This window comes from Aquitalea sp. FG25, from assembly GCF_057809375.1.
The window spans coordinates 208,238-222,569 of the sequence record NZ_JBMDJV010000002.1 but is presented as its reverse complement, the minus strand read 5'-3'; the positions used below and the strand labels follow the sequence as shown (position 1 = coordinate 222,569).

Genomic DNA, 14,332 nt, shown 5'->3' with positions numbered 1-14,332 from the left:
GCAGCCTGCAAAGAAGTGGAATAACTGACACTCGCATTACACGGGAGTACAAGATGGAATTTAACATAAAAAGCGGCAGCCCGGAAAAACAGCGCGTTGCCTGCGTGATAGTAGGTGTCTATGAATCGCGCAAGCTGACCTTTGCCGCTGATCTGCTTGACCGCATCTCCAACGGCTTTATCAGCGACGTCATTCGCCGTGGCGATATGGAAGGCAAACTGGGCAGCACGCTGATTTTGCACTCCGTGCCGCATGCCCTGTGCGACCGGGTGATGCTGGTTGGTCTTGGCAAGGAACGCGACTTCCGTGCCAAGGAATACCGAGAGGCCGTGCGCAGCTCGGTGCGCAGCCTGACCCAGACATCCGCCACCGAAGCCGTCAGCTATCTGACTGAGCTGACGGTGAAGAAACACGATGTCGAATGGATGATCGAACAGGCTACCGTGGTAACGCTGGACGTGCTGTACCGCTTCGACCGCTTCAAGAGCAAGCAGGATGACAGCGCCCGCGAACCGCGCAAGCTCACCCTGGCCGTGCCCCGGCGCAGCGATCTGGCCGATGGCGAAAAAGGCCTGCTGCGCGGCCTGGCCATTGGCAACGGCATGAAGCTGGCCAAGGACCTGGGCAATCTGCCGCCCAATGTCTGCACACCGGCTTATCTGGCCGAAGAAGCAGAGCGTATTGCCGCCGAATTCGGCACCGGTGTGGAAATCTACGGCCAAAGCCAGTTGGAAGCGCTTGGGCTCAACTCCTTCCTGTCGGTAGCGCGTGGCAGCGTGGTGGAACCCAAACTGATCGTGCTGCACTACCAGGGTGCCAAGGACAAGAACGACCGCCCGCTGGCGCTGGTAGGCAAGGGTATCACGTTTGATTCCGGTGGCATTTCGCTCAAGCCCGGCGAAGGCATGGATGAGATGAAATACGATATGTGCGGAGCGGCCTCGGTGCTGGGGGCTTTCCGCGCTGCCGTGGAAATGAAGCTGCCGATCAATCTGATTACCATCGTGCCAGCTTGCGAGAACATGCCAGCCGGCAATGCAGTGAAGCCGGGTGACATCATTACCAGCCTGTCCGGACAAACCATCGAAGTGCTGAATACCGATGCCGAAGGCCGGTTGATCCTGTGCGATGCCCTCACCTTTGCCGAGCGCTTTAATCCGGAAACCGTGATTGATGTCGCCACCCTGACCGGTGCCTGCGTCATTGCGCTGGGCCATATTGCTACCGGTCTGTACAGCAATCAGGACAGCCTGGCGCGTGAACTGCTGGCCGCCGGTGAGGAAGTAGCCGACCGTGCCTGGCACATGCCGCTGTGGGATGAATACCAGGAACAGCTCAAGAGCCCGTTTGCCGACATGGCCAATATCGGTGGCCGTCCGGGGGGCAGCATCACCGCCGCCTGCTTCCTGTCGCGCTTTGCCAAGGCTTACGACTGGGCGCATCTGGACATCGCCGGCACGGCATGGAAGAGCGGCAAGGACAAGGGCGCTACCGGCCGTCCGGTGCCGCTCTTGGTGCAGTTTCTGCAGGATCGTGCCGACATCGCCCTGGGTAATGTGGTGCGCCGTGGCCGCCCGCGCCGTGAGTCGCCAGAAGTTGTAGAAGATGACGCGGATTGATTTTTATACCAATGTGGCCCAGCCGCAGGAGTTTGCCTGCAAGCTGGCTGCAACGGTATTTCGCAAACAGGAGCGCCTGCTGGTGTGGCTGGAGGACGAGCGGGCGCTCGATACCTTCAGTAACCGGCTGTGGTGCATCAGTGACATCCAGTTCATTGCCCACTGCCGACTGGGCGCTGCTGAGGCGGCACAAACCCCGATCTGGCTTACCGCCACACTGCCGGCAGACTTGCAGCACCCGGTGTTGTTGAATCTGGGGCCAGAATTACCGCCCGCGCCGGCGCAGTTTTCCCGTATTCTGGAGATTGTCGGAACCGATGAGGCCGCGCTGGATACCGCCCGCCACCGCTTCAAGGCTTATCGCGCTCTGGGTTACGCCATTCAACATCATGACATGAGCCACAAGTGACCATGAACCAGTCGCCAACGCCTGATCTGCCCTCCTGGGACGAGCTGGACCTGCCAGTACTGGACGAAGTGGTGGATGAATCCGCCATACCGGTATTGGCGGAGGAAGTGCTGGACGTCCCGGATTTTGATTTTTCCAGCGAGATGGAGGCCGTCAAGGGTGGTTTGCCCATGCCGGCAGAGGGGGTGGCGGAACTGGAAATACCGGAACTGACACTGGAAGATCTGGATGTTACGCCGTCGACGGGAGGGGCTGCGGCACTGGATCTGGCCAGCCTGCCTTCGCTGGATCTGACTGAACCCACCGGCGAGCTGGATCTTGCCCAGGTGCTGCATGGCGATCAGGGGCGGGCAGTTGCCGCTACACCGGAGTCGCAGGCACAGGCAAGGCCGGAAGCCCCCTTGTTGGCAGTGGATGGCTTTGAATTCATGCTGGATGAACCAGCACCAGCACCAGCACCAGCACCAGCACCAGCACCAGCACCAGCACCAGCACCAGCCATTGAGCCGGCGGTGCAGCCCTTGCCGCCGCCAACTGCCGAAGCACTTGCCATGTCGGCGGCACCGGAAGCGGAGCCTGCAGCCGTGCCGGTGGTAGACGAACTGCAGATTCCTGACCTGTCCGATGATCTGGACATTGACTGGGGCAGCATGGCCGAACCGGCGGTGCTTGAGGAGCCTATAGCGCAGGCCGACAGCGAGCATCATCAGCCCATCCCGGCTGAAGACGTCAAGGAAGCCGCAGCTGCGGCTTCTGATGAAGCGCAGCCATCGCCTCCGGTGGTGGATATGCCGCCGGCCTTGCCTGGTGGCCTGTCCATTTCCCTGGATAGCCTGCCGGCAGGAGTGCTGGGCGGCGGTATCGGACGATTGGAGGAAGAAACACCTTCGGCCAGCGAGTTGCTGGCACGGGCGCAGGCGCTGGTTGCTGCCACGCCGGGCTCGCTTGATGACGTCTTGCGCGCAGCAGAACAGACACTGGCAGAGCAAACCGTCGCTGAGCAGGATGCATTACTGTCCTCCTTGACCCCCGCTGTGGCGCCGGAGGCCAAGTCATTCACTTCTCTGAGCGAAGCCGAGCTGCTGGAAGCCATGGCCACCTTGCCCGGCATGCAGTCCGCCGGACTGATGGAGCAGGACTGGCCGGGACTGGGCGAAACCATGCTGCCAGACGCTGCGCTATCAGCCGAGCAGACTGAGGCGGACATTCTGGCGGCCTCGCCTTTGCTGCAGGATGCATCGGCGGATGAATACGCCAATGTGCTGCCGTCGCAGGCAGATGAGCTGCCGGTGCTGGCAAGGGATGATGCACTGTCGGTTGAAATGGAAGAAAGCTGGCCGGGCCTGGGCGATGTCGATCGTGCCAATGAAACCGAGTTAAGCCTGCCGGATGAGCCGGAAATCAGCCCGCCGCTGGAGGGTCATCCGGATGCGCTACGGCAGGAGCTGCCCGTACTGGATGTGGAGGCGTACTCCACGCCTGCCGATGATGCAGAGGACGTGATTGCCAGCGCCAGCGAAGCGGCACCGGTTACCGCCCAGCCGGTTACCACACCGGTGGCGGCATTGTTTGCTGAGTCGCCGTTTGCCAGTGAGCGCGCGCCAGGGAGCACGCCGCTTGCCGAGCCTGCCTTACCGTCGCCGCTGCAGCCGCTTGCCGTGCCAGATGCTGCGCCAGACTTGCCGGTACTGACCGATATCGAGCCGGTATCAGTTGCCGCCACGGCGCAGCTGCCGACGCCCGACAATCTGCCAGCAGCCCAGCCAGCCGCGCTGGAGACCCTGACCGGAGCCAGCTTTGCTGCCGCCATGCCGCAAACAGGTTCGCAAGCTGTGCTGCCCGATAGTGGCAAGGCCGTGGAGGTGCTTAACGTTGCGGCCGTTACCACGGCATCGGCATCCGCTGCATTGATGAATCCTGCCGGTCACAAGGACGAAACCGTGGCAGTGGTGGACGAGCGTGCACTGGTGGAAGCCATGTATGAAAAGCTGCTGCCGCGCATGAAGGTGGAACTCTCGCTGTGGTTGCAGGATGCACTGGAACTGCAGGCCAAGAACATGCTTTCCGGGGTGATGCAGCAACTGAAGGAAGACTACGACATGCTGTTTGGCGAAACCCTCAAGGAAAGCCTGCGGCAGGCCATTCTGGCCCTCGGGCGCGAGCAGCAGGGCCAGCATGGCCCTTCCAGAGGAGAAGACTGATGGGACACCGTCTATCCCGCATTGTCACCCGTACCGGGGATGATGGCACAACCGGTCTGGGTGATGGCAGCCGGGTGACCAAGGATTGCATGCGCGTGCATGCGCTGGGTGAGGTGGATGAACTCAACTCGGTACTTGGCGTCCTGCTGGCGGAGGACTTGCCGGAGGATGTTTCCCGGAGCTTGCTTGCGGTGCAACACGACTTGTTTGACCTGGGCTCAGAGCTGGCGGTGCCGGGTTATACCGCACTCAAGCCGGAGCACGTGGCGACGCTAGAGCAGTGGGTAAGCCAGATGAATGCCGATTTGCCCATGCTCAAGGAGTTTATCCTGCCGGGTGGTTCACGGCCGGCGGGCCTGGCGCATCAGGCCCGTTCAGTCTGCCGGCGTGCCGAGCGCGCCGTGGTGGCGGCGGCGCGAGAAGGGGAGATTTCGCAGTCGGCGCGCCAATACCTGAACCGTTTGTCTGATGCCCTGTTCATTCTGGCGCGTCACCTCAACAAGGCGCTGGGCCAGCCAGATGTGCTGTGGCAGCCCAAGCGACACGGTTGATCATCAACACGGACAAATATCGCTAAACAAATGAAGCCGCTGGATTCCAGCGGCTTCATATTTTTTAAACCCCTCTCGCGTTCTGAAAGGAAAGCGAGGCTCCCTTTCAGGGAAAGGGCGGGGGGGTAGGGAATAGACGGGAAGGCTGCGGAAGTAATGACTTAGTCGAAAGGCCCGGCTGTGCCGGGTCCCGTGCAATCGCACCAAATCTCTTTGCCCGCAGCCTGCAGCCGCTGGATTCCAGCGGCTTTTTTTATGCCCGCTCAGGCGGCGACGTGGCTGTCTGTGCTGGCAAGCACTTCGGCAGGCAAGTCCTCCAGCCACTGCTGCAAACGCTCTGCCGTGCGTTCCCAGCGGGTGTCCAGCATCATCATGTGACCCATGTGTGGCAGGATTTCCGCATTCACATCCAGTCGTTCGGCAGTGGCCACCACGTCTTCCGGCGAGATCAGCATGTCCTCGGCGGCTCCCAGCACCAGGGCTGGCAAGGGCGGGATGGCAGCAATGCCCAGCGGATTGACCAGGGTCATGTCCATCACCGCGCGCTGGCTCTCCAGCTGGCAACGCCGTACCAGCAAGTCGGTGGTGCTGTCCGGCGCATCGGCGGAGAGCAGCAGGTCGCGCAGCTCGTCCTGGGCCGGGTTGTAGCTGCCTTGCTGATACAGATTCAGATTAAGCAACAGGCCCGGTGCCTGGGTGAGCAGACGCAGGCTGGAAGAGGCCAGCCCGGTTGGCGGGACCGATGCCAGGAAGGCGGCTGCGGGCAGGCGATGGCGGATCAGGTATTGCTGCAGCACAAAGCCGCCCATCGAATGCCCGATCACGATGGGCGTTCGCTTGATGCGTTTGATGGCGGTGCCAAGGTTGCGCACATAGTCGTCTATGCTGATGGCGGCCAGATACTGCCGCCCGTCGCTGTCGCCATGTCCTTCCAGGCTGAGTGCCCAGCAGTCATAGCCCAGGCGGGCAAACCAGGGCAGGAAGGTTTCCTGCCAGCACCATGCGGCGCAGAATGCGCCGTGGACAAACAAAAGGGGCGGCGCGTTGCGCGCCGTCCCTGTTGCTGCCTCATGAATCAGTTCGAGGCGTGGTTGCATTGAATCAGAGTACCTCTCCGGCATGGTCTGCCAGTCGTGAACGTTCCCCGCGTTGCAGGGTGATATGGCCGGAATGTTCCCAACCCTTGAAGCGGTCCACCACGTAGGTGAGGCCGGAACTGCCTTCAGTCAGGTAGGGCGTGTCGATTTGCGAAATATTGCCCAGACAGACTACCTTGGTTCCCGGACCTGCACGAGTGATCAGTGTCTTCATCTGTTTGGGCGTCAGGTTCTGTGCCTCGTCGATGATCAGGTATTTGTTGAGGAAGGTGCGGCCACGCATGAAGTTGAGTGATTTCACCTTGATGCGCGAACGTACCAGATCGCGAGTGGCGGCACGGCCCCAGTCGCCGCCATCGTCGTCGCTCTTGTTGAGTACGTCCAGGTTGTCTTCCAGCGCGCCCATCCACGGGGCCATTTTTTCTTCTTCGGTACCCGGCAGAAAACCGATGTCATCGCCCACCGGTACGGTGACGCGAGTCATGATGATTTCCGAGTACAGTTTTTGTTCCAGCGTCATGGCCAGGCCTGCGGCCAGGGTGAGCAGGGTTTTGCCGGTACCGGCCTGACCCAGCAGGGTGATGAAGTCTACCTCTGGGTCCATCAGCAGGTTTAGTGCGAAGTTCTGCTCGCGATTGCGGGCGGTAATGCCCCACACATTATTCTTGTGATGACTGTAGTCCTTCAGGGTCTGGATGACGGCACTCTTGCCTTCAACATTGATTACGCGCGCTTGCAGGGGCTGCGGCCCCTCCTGCCACAGCATCTGGTTGATCAGCAGGTTGGGAACATCCTGCCCTTTTACCTGATAGAAGCTGCGGCCTTGTTCCTGCCAGGACTTCATGTCCTTGCCATTGCGCTCCCAGAAGGTTTCGTCGATTTCACGGGTGCCGGTGTACAGCAGGTCTGAGTCCTGCAGCACCTTGTCGTTGAAGTAATCTTCGGCATCCAGGCCCAATGCGCGCGCCTTGATGCGCATATTGATGTCCTTGGACACCAGAATGACGGAGCGCTCCGGGTGCAGCTCCTTCAACGCCATCACGATGCCCAGAATCTGGTTATCTGCCTTGCCCACTGGCAAAGAAGGGGGCAATACGCTGTGGATGGCCTGGGTCTGCAGGATGAGCTTGCCGGTGGCGGCATCACGGCTGGCGTTCTTCAGCGTAATGCCGGCTTCGATCTTGTTTTCACAGCCGCTGACAATATCGTCCAGAAAGCGACTGGTCTGGCGGGCATTGCGCGCCACTTCCGACATACCGCTCTTGTGGGCGTCCAGCTCCTCCAGGGTGATGATGGGGATGAAAACATCGTGCTCTTCAAAGCGGTACAAACTGGTAGGGTCGTGCAGCAATACATTGGTGTCCAGAACGAACAGCTTGGTGGTTTTGCTTTTTTTACGGCTTACCATGATGGACCCCTTGGCGATGCAGTGCCCGGTCGGCAGACCGGGCTGCTGCGTTAGAGAGTGTTTACAAAGGCAAGAACTTCTGCGGCATGGCCGGGCACTTTTACTTTGCGCCACTCGCGCACGATCACACCGCAGGCATCGATCACGAAGGTGCTGCGCTCAATGCCTCTTACCTGTTTGCCGTACATGTTTTTCATTTTGATGACGTCAAGCAGGGTACAAACAGTTTCCTCCGCATCCGATAGCAATTCAAACGGCAATTCCAGCTTGGCCTTGAAGTTTTCATGCGATTTGATGCTGTCGCGCGAGATACCGACAATACTGGCCCCAGCCGCAGCAAATTGCGCATGCAGATCGCGGAAATCCATGGTTTCGTTGGTGCAGCCTGGGGTGTTGTCCTTGGGGTAGAAGTAGATCACCAGTGGCTTGGGCGCGGCAGAAAGAGAGAAGGTGGTGCCGGCCGTGCCGGGCAGGGTGAAGTCGGGGCAGGGTGTGCCTGACATGCAAGACTCCTGACAGTGGAGGTTGGTGGGAATGCAACCGCCTTGCTTTGAGCTTAGCGGAAATTTCTTACTGTTGTCATCCTTATTCTGAGCCGCTTTCTTCATGATGACCACGTCTTATCAGCACCAGCAAGGCGCCTTCACCGCCCATCGTCTCGCTGGCCTGACAGAAAGCCAGTACCTCCGGGTGATGGCTCAGCCAGGTACGTACCAGCTTTTTCAGCACCGGCTGGCCATTGGAGCCAAAACCCTTGCCGTGGATGATGCGCAAGCAGGGGCCACGGTGTCGTGCGCGGTGCAAAAACAGGGCCAATGCATCCTGGGCCTGATAGCGGTCCATGCCGTGCAAATCCAGCTGGCAGGCAACCGGCCAATGGCCATTGCGCAAGCGTTTGAGTGTCTGGCTTGGCATGCCGGGACGGGCGTACTGGTTCTGGCTGTCCTGGGGCTCGAACAGGCCGGTCATGTGCCGCAGTACTTCCATTTCGGTTTGTGCCGATAAGACATGCTGGCCATGGCGACGGCGTGGATGAGGGCTGGGTTTCTTGTGCTGGGGAATGTGGCGCGGCGGGCTTTTCAGCGGGATGACATCACTGAACAGCTGCTTGAAGTCTGGTTCAGGTGCTGGTGCCGGAACGGGGGCAGTCGGACGCACGGCAGGCACATTAGTACGACGTGCCTGCCGGCGGATTTCCTTCAATGTATCCTTGAAGGCCTTCAAGATATTACTTCAGGCTGTCCAGATAACGTTCGGCATCCAGGGCGGCCTGGCAACCGGAGGCGGCGCTGGTCACGGCCTGACGGTAAATGTGGTCCTGCACGTCGCCGGCAGCAAATACGCCTTCTACGCTGGTCAGGGTGGCATTGCCTTCGCGACCGCCACGGGTAATCAGGTAGCCGGTGGCATCCATCTCCAGTTGACCCTTGAAGATGTCGGTATTCGGCTGGTGGCCGATGGCGATGAACACGCCCATCAGCTTGATGTCTTCCACGCTGCCATCGGTAAATTTGAGGCGAGCACCAGTTACACCGCTATCGTCACCCAGTACTTCATCCAGGCTAGCATTCAGCTTGAGGGTGATCTTGCCTTCGGCCACGCGCGACATCAGCTTGTCGATCATGATTTTTTCAGCACGGAAGCTGTCGCGACGGTGGATCAGGGTCACGTGTTTGGCGATATTGGCCAGGTACAGTGCCTCTTCCACGGCAGTATTGCCGCCGCCAACTACGGCCACGTCCTGATTGCGGTAGAAGAAACCATCGCAAGTGGCGCAGGCGGACACGCCCTTGCCAGCAAATGCTTGCTCGGACGGCAGGCCCAGGTATTTGGCGGACGCGCCGGTGGCAATGATGAGCGCGTCGCAGGTGTATTCACCAGCATCACCCACCAGCCGAATCGGCTTTTCGTTCATGTGTGTGGTGTGGATGTGATCGAAGATCATTTCCGTGCCGAAGCGCTCGGCATGTTGCTGGAAGCGCTGCATCAGTTCGGGACCCATCACGCCGCTGGCATCAGCAGGCCAGTTGTCCACTTCGGTGGTGGTCATCAGTTGGCCGCCTTGTGCCAGGCCGGTAATCAGTACCGGTTTGAGGTTGGCACGTGCTGCGTAAACGGCGGCGGTGTAGCCAGCAGGACCGGAACCAAGGATCAGGAGGGGGCTGTGACGGGTGTTGCTCATCGTGTTGTTCCTGTTTTAGGTCGTTGAACAGTCATTTTAGCAGCTTTGCCATGACAGAATGGCGCATGCGGTCTAAACTGGACTTGTTAAATCGTGTAATGAGTGCGGAGGTGGGGGCATGGACGGAATAAGTCAAGTAAGCGGACAGAATGTTTCATCGGCGACGCAGGTATTCGCCCTGAAAAAGTCGCTGCAGGCAGAAGGCCAGTCGGTTCTGTCGCTGGTGCAGGGTGCCAGCGATGCCGGCACGCAAATCAGCCAGACAGCATCGAATCCGGCCCATTTAGGGCAGGGCATTGATGTACGGGCCTGAGCAGGCCTGATTGGAAAAGCGGCGATGGCCGCTTTTTTTACGTCTGTAAGAAATGCACTGTCATCACGACCAATCAGCAGGAGGTGGCATATGAATCCCGGAAAAAGTCTTGCCCTGCTGTTGTGCGTGTTGCTCTTGCCGGTCTTGGCCGTGGCAGGGCCGCCACCGCTGCCCGGTTGGTCCAGTTATCAGTCTGGAGACTATGCGGCTGCCTTTGCCTTGTTCAAAGCGGGAGCGGAGCATGGCGACAGGGTGGCGCAATATGATCTGGCCATGCTGTATTGGCGTGGTGAGGGCGTGCCGCGCAATCGCCCGCTTGCATTGAAGTGGCTGCAAAAGGCGGTTGATGCGCAGTTGTCTTCGGCCCAGTTTGTACTGGGCCAGGTATATGAAAGTGGCGATGGCTTGCCGCGTGATCTGCAGCAGGCCACTCGTCTGTTCGAGGCTGCAGCCAGGCAGGGGCACCGGGATGCGCAGGTGAGCGTGGCCACGCAGTATTACCTTGGCCGAGGTGCGGCACAGGACTATGGCCGTGCAGCGCGTTGGTATCGTGCGGCTGCAGAGCAGGGCGATGTAGGGGCGCAGTATTTGCTGGCCAGCCAGTACGAACATGGGCTGGGGCTGAAGGAAGACTGGCGAGAGGCCGTGCGCTGGTATGCGCTTGCCGGGCAGCAGGGAGATCAGGCCGGCTTGCTGAAAGCCAAGGCCCTGGCCGCGCAACATGGTGTCAGATAGCCTGTCCGCAATCAAAAAAGAGTACAAGGGGCAGGCCCTCGTACTCTTTTGGGGGTAAATTTTAATGATGAGCAGCTCAGGCTTGTTCGCTGACTCTGCGGCTGCTTGCCTGGGTGGAGCTCTCCAGTAGCGACTGGTTGTTCTGGTACTGGGCGACTGCTGTCTGGCCACTGCTCTTTTGGCTTTCCAGTGTGACTTGGGCCTGATTGCGAACCGGGGCCGACTGGCTGCTGGCAGTGGTTTCGTTGCTGTCTGCACTGGCGCGTGCATTGCTGCGGCTGCTGGCTGTGTTGTTGTCACGATTGCGGTTGCTGATGGCCGCTGTGGTGCTGTTGCTGGTGGAGTCTGATTCGCTGCTGGCCCGGCTGGCATTGACGGTCCGGGTGCTTTCGCTGCTGATGCTGGCTGCTTGGCTGGAAGAGAGCTGGCTTGCCAGTTGCTGTTCCACTTGCTGCCGGTTTTGGCTTTGTTGTGACCGGCTGCTGGCCGTTGCAGTCTGCTGACCACTGGCTTGCAGTTGTTCCGTGCTGCTCTGATTGCGAGTAGAAGCGGCTGTGGTGGTATCGCTTGTGCCTGTGGCCTGGCTGCTGCTGGCTGCGCGGCTGTTGCGGCTCTGCTGCAACAGTCTGGCCGTGGTGCTGGCACTGCTGCTTTGCAGGCGAGAGATGCTGTCCATGGCGCAACTCCTGAGAAATAGGCTAACCCTGTGATTTTAGAACATTTTAGCTTGGGTTTGCAGATAAATCAGTCAGTGCTGCACCATGGTGTGGATTTACTTCAACAGTACCAGGGCCAGCATGCGCTCTGCCAGCTCGTCCACGCTCAGTTCTCCGTCGGATTTATACCACTGCACTGACCAATGCAGGCTGCCCAGCAAGGTACGGCGCAGCAGGCGGGTATCCTGCTTGACCAGCCCGGCTGCGGCGGCTTCGTCCAGTACCTCTTGCCACAGCGCTTCGTAGCGATCGCGCAGTACGATCAGGCCCGGCTTTGCCGCTGCAGAAACACTGCGCCATTCGTACAGCATCACTTCCAGTGCGGCCTGGTTGTCACCCAGCAGTGAACTCAGGTGTACATGAAACAGGGCCGAGAGCTTTTCTCGCGGGTGACGTGCCCGAGCAATGGCTTCACCCAGCTGTTCGGTCGTGGCGGTGATGCCCAGCGCCATGACGGCCACCAGGATCTCTTCCTTGGTGCGGAAGTGATAAAACAGGCTGCCGGATTGCAGGCCGACGGCATTGCCCAGGTCCCGTACTGTGGTGCGCTCATAGCCCTGGTCGCGGAACAGTTTGGCGGCGGCGCGCACCAGCTCCATGCGGCGGCTGTTTTCTTCGGGCTGATTGTTCTTGTCTTGTACGCTCATGGTTCAGCCTATGTACTGCGGATAAATGGAATGGTGGTATTGCCCAGTTCGGGCAGAAAACGCTGTGCAGCCTGCCAGGCCAAGTCCGGGCCCAGTTGCTCCAGACAGTTGGTGTGCTGATAGGGGCACTTGCGTTCGAAACAGGGGCTGCAATCCAGATTAAGGCTGACCACGGCGGCCTGATCCGACAGCGGCGGGGTGAAGTCCGGGCTGGATGAGCCGTACAGCGCTACCAGTGGCTTGCCCAGGGCGGCGGCAACGTGCATCAGGCCGGAGTCGTTGCATACGGCCAGGCGGGTGAGTCCCATCAGGTCGATAGCTTCTTCCAGTCCGGTGTTGCCACACAGATTGATGGCTGCGCCTTCTGCCAGGCGGGCGATGTCATCGCCGATTTCCTTGTCCTTGCCAGAGCCAAACAGCCAGACTGCAAAGCCTGCAGCCGCAAAGCGCTTGGCCAGTTCGGCAAAGTGACGCGCCGGCCAGCGTTTGGCCGGGCCGTATTCGGCACCGGGGCAGAAGGCGACGATGGGACGACTGGTATCAAGTTGCAGGCGGCGGGCGGTTTCCAGCTGGCTTTGTGGGTTGGTCACCAGCGCCGGATGGGCGATGGGGCGTGGCAGCGGCGTATTGCGTGTTTCGGCCAGTGCACAGAAGCGCTCCACCATCATCGGCAGCTCTTGTTCGTCCAGCTCGCGGGTGTCGTTGAGTATCCAGTAGCGCGATTCGCCAATGAAGCCGGTGCGTAGCGGAATGCCGGCGAAGAACGGGATCAGGGCTGATTTGATGGAGTTGGGCAGTACGATGGCCTGATCGAAGCCTTCGGCCTTGAGCTTGCGTGCGGTTTCCCAGCGTTGGCGCAGGCGCAGTGCGCCATGGCCGAACGGGTTGAGATGCGCTTTGGCTACTTCCGGCATGCGTTCTAGCAGGGGAAGGGTCCAGGCCGGGGCGAATACATGCAGCTCCAGGGCGGGATGGCGCTGGTGCAGCCGCTGATATAGCGGCTGGGCCATGACGCTGTCGCCGACCCATGAGGGGCCGATGACCAGTATTTTTTTCTTCATGAAGGTTTCCGCTTCCAAATCAGCGCCATCCTGTGTGCTTGGCAATGGCAAGCTGGCGTTGATTTGGTGAGCGGGCAAGCGAAAAAGGTGCGGAAGCCCGCACCTTTCACATGCCGTCGGTCAGGCAATGACTCAGTGATGATGTCCGACCGGGCCAACCAGCTTGTACTGGGTGCCACAGTAAGGGCACAGTGCTTCGCCGGTTTTGTGTACCGGCAGGAAAACGCGCGGGTGCGAGTTCCAGGCCACCATGTCCGGCATCGGGCAGTGCAGGGGCAGGTCCTTGGCGGTGACTTCGATGACGCGACGGGTATTTTCTTTGAGTTCAGCCATTGTCTTTCCTTGTCAGGCCGGCTGCGCCGGCCTTTGCTGCTGGGTGTGTTTACTTGACGTAGGTTAGCCAGTGTTCGTGCTCGGCATCCAGGCCCTTCACGATATTGAAGTACTTTTGCTGGATGGCGGCGGTGATCGGGCCGCGTGTGCCTTCACCGATGGCGCGACGATCCAGCTCGCGGATCGGGGTGACTTCGGCGGCGGTGCCGGTGAAGAAGGCTTCGTCGGCACTGTAGACTTCATCACGGGTGATGCGCTTTTCGATGATTTCCAGGCCTTGCTCCTGGGCAATCTGCACCACGGTGTCGCGGGTGATGCCTTCCAGGGCGGAGGTAAGGTCCGGGGTGTACAGCTTGCCCTTGCGCACGATGAAGATGTTTTCACCCGAGCCTTCGGCCACGAAACCGTCCACGTCCAGTAGCAGGGCTTCGTCGTAGCCGTCTGCGGTGGCTTCGTTGTTGGCCAGGATGGAGTTCATGTAGTTGCCGTTAGCCTTGGCCTTGCACATGGTGATGTTGACGTGGTGGCGGGTGAAGGACGATGTCTTCACGCGAATGCCTTTTTCCAGGCCTTCTTCACCCAGATAAGCACCCCACGGCCATGCGGCCACGATGATGCGCACGTCGTCCTTTTTCGGCGCCACGCCCAGTTTGCCGGAGCCGTAAAAGGCCATCGGGCGGAAGTAGCAGGAGGACAGCTTGTTGGCCTTGACCACGTCCAGATGGGCCTGGTTGATGTCGTCCTTGCTGAACGGCAGGTTCATGCCCAGGATCTTGGCGGAGCGGAACAGACGATCGGTGTGGTCCTGCAGGCGGAAAATGGCCGGGCCCTTGGGGGTTTCGTATGCACGCACGCCTTCGAACACGCCCATGCCGTAATGCAGGGTGTGGGTCAGTACATGGGTGGTGGCATCGCGCCAGTCAACCAGTTTGCCGTCATACCAGATGAATCCGTCACGATCTGCCATCGACATCTTGGAGCTCTCCGTCATTATGTTTTGCGTAGCTGGCGATTATACCGTCAGCTGTGGTCTTGTGAACCGTCGTTAGCGAAAAACCGC

At 59.9% G+C, this 14,332-nt stretch carries 16 protein-coding genes; 6 read left to right on the top strand and 10 right to left on the bottom strand.

Going from position 1 to position 14,332, the window contains the following annotated elements:
- Window positions 1-53 precede the first annotated feature (53 nt).
- From ACODR9_RS02810 to ACODR9_RS02795, 4 genes are read left to right on the top strand one after another with little or no spacing between them, the layout of a single operon-like run.
- Window positions 54-1,619: a leucyl aminopeptidase gene (locus tag ACODR9_RS02810; RefSeq protein WP_488807489.1), complete on the top strand. Its 1,566-nt coding sequence runs from the start codon at window positions 54-56 to the stop codon at window positions 1,617-1,619.
- Window positions 1,606-2,028, top strand: a complete 423-nt coding sequence (locus ACODR9_RS02805; protein ID WP_488807488.1) for a DNA polymerase III subunit chi — start codon at window positions 1,606-1,608, stop codon at window positions 2,026-2,028. The genes ACODR9_RS02810 and ACODR9_RS02805 overlap by 14 nt, the downstream gene beginning before the upstream one ends.
- 2 nt (window positions 2,029-2,030) lie before the next feature.
- Window positions 2,031-4,229: a hypothetical protein gene (locus tag ACODR9_RS02800; protein WP_488807487.1), complete on the top strand. Its 2,199-nt coding sequence runs from the start codon at window positions 2,031-2,033 to the stop codon at window positions 4,227-4,229.
- Window positions 4,229-4,780: a cob(I)yrinic acid a,c-diamide adenosyltransferase gene (locus tag ACODR9_RS02795; protein ID WP_488807486.1), complete on the top strand. Its 552-nt coding sequence runs from the start codon at window positions 4,229-4,231 to the stop codon at window positions 4,778-4,780. Before ACODR9_RS02800 ends, ACODR9_RS02795 begins: the two co-directional genes overlap by 1 nt.
- A 263-nt stretch (window positions 4,781-5,043) precedes the next feature.
- Here the strand turns inward: ACODR9_RS02795 and ACODR9_RS02790 are convergent, their stop codons facing one another.
- From ACODR9_RS02790 to trxB, 5 genes are all read right to left on the bottom strand, one after another.
- Window positions 5,044-5,877: an alpha/beta hydrolase gene (locus ACODR9_RS02790; RefSeq protein ID WP_488807485.1), complete on the bottom strand. Its 834-nt coding sequence runs from the start codon at window positions 5,875-5,877 to the stop codon at window positions 5,044-5,046.
- Window positions 5,878-5,881: 4 nt separating this feature from the next.
- The gene (locus ACODR9_RS02785; protein ID WP_488807484.1) at window positions 5,882-7,285 is read right to left on the bottom strand and encodes a PhoH family protein; all 1,404 of its coding nucleotides are present in this window, start codon (window positions 7,283-7,285) and stop codon (window positions 5,882-5,884) included.
- A gap of 50 nt (window positions 7,286-7,335) precedes the next feature.
- On the bottom strand, window positions 7,336-7,788 hold the full coding sequence (locus ACODR9_RS02780) for a peroxiredoxin (protein WP_488807525.1): 453 nt from the start codon (window positions 7,786-7,788) through the stop codon (window positions 7,336-7,338).
- Window positions 7,789-7,870: 82 nt separating this feature from the next.
- Window positions 7,871-8,509 carry a Smr/MutS family protein gene (locus ACODR9_RS02775; protein ID WP_488807483.1) on the bottom strand — a complete coding sequence of 213 codons (639 nt, stop codon included), beginning with the start codon at window positions 8,507-8,509 and terminating at the stop codon, window positions 7,871-7,873.
- 4 nt (window positions 8,510-8,513) lie between these two features.
- Window positions 8,514-9,467 (bottom strand): thioredoxin-disulfide reductase, encoded by a 954-nt coding sequence (trxB, locus tag ACODR9_RS02770; RefSeq protein WP_488807482.1) that lies wholly within the window; start codon window positions 9,465-9,467, stop codon window positions 8,514-8,516.
- 118 nt (window positions 9,468-9,585) lie between these two features.
- Between trxB and ACODR9_RS02765 the strand changes: the two genes are divergently transcribed.
- Entirely contained in the window at window positions 9,586-9,780 is a 195-nt protein-coding gene (locus tag ACODR9_RS02765; RefSeq protein ID WP_488807481.1) for a hypothetical protein, read from the top strand.
- Between the two features lie 90 nt (window positions 9,781-9,870).
- Window positions 9,871-10,515 carry a tetratricopeptide repeat protein gene (locus ACODR9_RS02760; RefSeq protein WP_488807480.1) on the top strand — a complete coding sequence of 215 codons (645 nt, stop codon included), beginning with the start codon at window positions 9,871-9,873 and terminating at the stop codon, window positions 10,513-10,515.
- A gap of 76 nt (window positions 10,516-10,591) precedes the next feature.
- Here ACODR9_RS02760 and ACODR9_RS02755 read toward each other — a convergent pair whose 3' ends face one another.
- The 5 genes from ACODR9_RS02755 to ACODR9_RS02735 all read right to left on the bottom strand — a co-directional run bounded on the left by ACODR9_RS02755 (window position 10,592) and on the right by ACODR9_RS02735 (window position 14,245).
- Window positions 10,592-11,191 (bottom strand): hypothetical protein, encoded by a 600-nt coding sequence (locus ACODR9_RS02755; RefSeq protein ID WP_488807479.1) that lies wholly within the window; start codon window positions 11,189-11,191, stop codon window positions 10,592-10,594.
- A 96-nt stretch (window positions 11,192-11,287) separates the two neighbouring features.
- The gene (locus ACODR9_RS02750) at window positions 11,288-11,878 is read right to left on the bottom strand and encodes a TetR/AcrR family transcriptional regulator (protein WP_488807478.1); all 591 of its coding nucleotides are present in this window, start codon (window positions 11,876-11,878) and stop codon (window positions 11,288-11,290) included.
- 8 nt (window positions 11,879-11,886) lie between these two features.
- Window positions 11,887-12,939: a lipopolysaccharide heptosyltransferase II gene (waaF, locus tag ACODR9_RS02745; RefSeq protein WP_488807477.1), complete on the bottom strand. Its 1,053-nt coding sequence runs from the start codon at window positions 12,937-12,939 to the stop codon at window positions 11,887-11,889.
- A 132-nt stretch (window positions 12,940-13,071) separates the two neighbouring features.
- On the bottom strand, window positions 13,072-13,272 hold the full coding sequence (locus ACODR9_RS02740) for a zinc-finger domain-containing protein (RefSeq protein WP_045845093.1): 201 nt from the start codon (window positions 13,270-13,272) through the stop codon (window positions 13,072-13,074).
- 49 nt (window positions 13,273-13,321) lie between these two features.
- Entirely contained in the window at window positions 13,322-14,245 is a 924-nt protein-coding gene (locus ACODR9_RS02735) for a branched-chain amino acid transaminase (RefSeq protein ID WP_488807476.1), read from the bottom strand.
- Window positions 14,246-14,332: the final 87 nt, after the last annotated feature.

What these genes read in the sequence shown, in the direction of transcription:
- ACODR9_RS02810 (WP_488807489.1), top strand. Translation starts at nt 54, where the DNA reads ATGGAATTTAACATAAAAAGCGGCAGCCCGGAAAAACAGCGCGTTGCC.
- ACODR9_RS02805 (WP_488807488.1), top strand. Translation starts at nt 1,606, where the DNA reads ATGACGCGGATTGATTTTTATACCAATGTGGCCCAGCCGCAGGAGTTT.
- ACODR9_RS02800 (WP_488807487.1), top strand. Translation starts at nt 2,031, where the DNA reads ATGAACCAGTCGCCAACGCCTGATCTGCCCTCCTGGGACGAGCTGGAC.
- ACODR9_RS02795 (WP_488807486.1), top strand. Translation starts at nt 4,229, where the DNA reads ATGGGACACCGTCTATCCCGCATTGTCACCCGTACCGGGGATGATGGC.
- ACODR9_RS02790 (WP_488807485.1), bottom strand. Translation starts at nt 5,877, where the DNA reads ATGCAACCACGCCTCGAACTGATTCATGAGGCAGCAACAGGGACGGCG.
- ACODR9_RS02785 (WP_488807484.1), bottom strand. Translation starts at nt 7,285, where the DNA reads ATGGTAAGCCGTAAAAAAAGCAAAACCACCAAGCTGTTCGTTCTGGAC.
- ACODR9_RS02780 (WP_488807525.1), bottom strand. Translation starts at nt 7,788, where the DNA reads ATGTCAGGCACACCCTGCCCCGACTTCACCCTGCCCGGCACGGCCGGC.
- trxB (WP_488807482.1), bottom strand. Translation starts at nt 9,467, where the DNA reads ATGAGCAACACCCGTCACAGCCCCCTCCTGATCCTTGGTTCCGGTCCT.
- ACODR9_RS02765 (WP_488807481.1), top strand. Translation starts at nt 9,586, where the DNA reads ATGGACGGAATAAGTCAAGTAAGCGGACAGAATGTTTCATCGGCGACG.
- ACODR9_RS02760 (WP_488807480.1), top strand. Translation starts at nt 9,871, where the DNA reads ATGAATCCCGGAAAAAGTCTTGCCCTGCTGTTGTGCGTGTTGCTCTTG.
- ACODR9_RS02755 (WP_488807479.1), bottom strand. Translation starts at nt 11,191, where the DNA reads ATGGACAGCATCTCTCGCCTGCAAAGCAGCAGTGCCAGCACCACGGCC.
- ACODR9_RS02750 (WP_488807478.1), bottom strand. Translation starts at nt 11,878, where the DNA reads ATGAGCGTACAAGACAAGAACAATCAGCCCGAAGAAAACAGCCGCCGC.
- waaF (WP_488807477.1), bottom strand. Translation starts at nt 12,939, where the DNA reads ATGAAGAAAAAAATACTGGTCATCGGCCCCTCATGGGTCGGCGACAGC.
- ACODR9_RS02740 (WP_045845093.1), bottom strand. Translation starts at nt 13,272, where the DNA reads ATGGCTGAACTCAAAGAAAATACCCGTCGCGTCATCGAAGTCACCGCC.
- ACODR9_RS02735 (WP_488807476.1), bottom strand. Translation starts at nt 14,245, where the DNA reads ATGTCGATGGCAGATCGTGACGGATTCATCTGGTATGACGGCAAACTG.